1 protein-coding gene and 1 pseudogene are annotated in these 2,011 nt (G+C 24.4%); both read right to left on the bottom strand.

Going from position 1 to position 2,011, the window contains the following annotated elements:
- Positions 1 to 303: pseudogene (locus F0310_RS05970) on the bottom strand (hypothetical protein); the annotation flags it as partial.
- A 445-nt stretch (positions 304 to 748) separates the two neighbouring features.
- Entirely contained in the window at positions 749 to 1,000 is a 252-nt protein-coding gene (locus F0310_RS05415) for a hypothetical protein (protein ID WP_182117952.1), read from the bottom strand.
- Between the last annotated feature and the right edge of the window lie 1,011 nt (positions 1,001 to 2,011).

Here is a 2,011-nt window from a genome sequence, read left to right as displayed (position 1 = left end):
ACTACAATCAGTATAAGTATCAATAGTTCTATAAGAGCTTATACACTTGTCATAAATAGCATCTAGACTAGATTGGTATGTTGTAGTTTTGCTAAAAAAAGACTTAAGTTTATCTTTGTCGCTTTTGCTTAACTTAAAAGTATTTTCTTTTTTGTCTAGGTTAGTACTAAGAGTGTTAGAAGTAGCAGTGGGGGTATTAGAAAGCAGGGTAGTGCTAGCAGCCATAAGCAAGTGTGAGTTTTTGCTCTTACTGTTATTTCTGAAAAAATTGCAAGACACAAATAATATCTTTGATATAGACATATTGCTCCTTATCCTTTTCTTATAAAATTTATCCCCTAAGCTATTTGTTTTGTTAGATCTAGAGAAATATCTAGATAAATCAAGAATAATTGGCATTATATCTCATAAAAGTTAGTTTTGTTATTACAACTTTATTTATCTTTTGTTCTAAGCTAAATTGCTACTAAAAGTAAATAAAGTACACATTAAGTTCTATTTGAACCAAAGAAATAAAAGTAAATCTTTTACTGTGTTTTTAAGTGTATTTGTCCTATATTTGGTTAGTAAATATTCTTTTAAAATATAGTATCTTTTTTATTAATGTCTAACTTAATAACAAAAAAGAAGATACTCTTAAGGGTATCTTCTTTTTTGTTAAAGTTAAGGTATTTGTGTGTTAATATTCTAAACATTACTTTAATGCAATAAATCCATTTTAGTTAAATTAGAGTGCTAGAGATAAGTATTATTTTGATACTCCTGCATGATACCTTTCATATAAAGCCCAAGCTCGTTTTTTATTTTTTAAAGAGAGTTCATCTAGAGTTTCATCATATCTATAAATAGGCAATGTATAGAGATAACAAAAATCAAAATAAAGAAGATCAAATAACACAAATCCAATTAGTTCCTTTATTCTGCCTGTTGTGTCAATTCTATCTAGATAAGATGAAAAACGACTCTTAACTTTAAAAATACTGCAAATTAATTTACTCAAATTACCCTCCTTACATATAAATATGAACTAGGATATATTGCTTAAAGTAAAAAGTTTATGCTCTACTAAAATAATATATCAATATTGTATTTTCTTAAAAGATACAGAGGGAAGGTATTTAGATATATTAGTGTTAATTTTGGCTGTAGTTAAATCTAAGAGCAGCAAAATTTAACTAAACTTAAGATAATTTCTAAATTTAGATATACCTTTATTTAGGTATCTTAATTGGAGAGGATTAAGGTTTATAAAGAAGGGTAAATTTATAAGGAAGATAAAAATAAGAGTAGATTTTTACTTATTAGAAGTAATAGGTAAATTTACTCTTATTGACTTAAAAACTCCTTAAAGACAAAAGAGGCTCATTTTATTATGGCCTCTTTTGTCTTTGTATAAAAATAAAGATGTTCTATACTTAGTATTAAAGCGTTTATATTATTTTACGCATGATATCAAGACCAATAAAGGCTCTAAAAAGAGTCTTTTTTTTGTTTTTTAAAAAAAGAGATAGGTGAAAGCAAAATATTAACAAAAAAAGTTATGTACTTTTTTTACAAAGAACATAACTTTCTAAAGTTAGAGATTTTGTATCTAGAAGTATAATATCTTTTAAAGAAAAATAAAGGTTTTGTTTTAATATTTTAGGTATGAATATTATTTATTGGTTTTTTGTAGGTGCTTTTATAAGTATTTTGATACCCGTGCTTATTTATATTTATAATTTTATATCCTATATAAGAAAAAGAAGATAATAAAAGAAGTAGTGCTATAAATAGTATAAATGTTAGCTAATTACCTCATCTAGCTTAAAAAGCATAAAGGATATCTTTTTTTTAAAAAAAATTAAACTATATTTAAGTTAATCTTTAAACCTATATTTTATAAAAATAAAAGTATCTACTCTTAAATATTTTAAATATTCTCTAGGCATAAGAGTAGTGCTTTTATTTTTTTAAAAAGCATATCCTAAAGAATATGCTTTTGTTAAATGAAATCAATTAGTTTTGAATG

Source organism: Borrelia sp. A-FGy1 (assembly GCF_014084025.1).
Classification (GTDB): Bacteria; Spirochaetota; Spirochaetia; order Borreliales; family Borreliaceae; genus Borrelia.
This window is presented reverse-complemented; position numbering and strand designations above follow the sequence as displayed.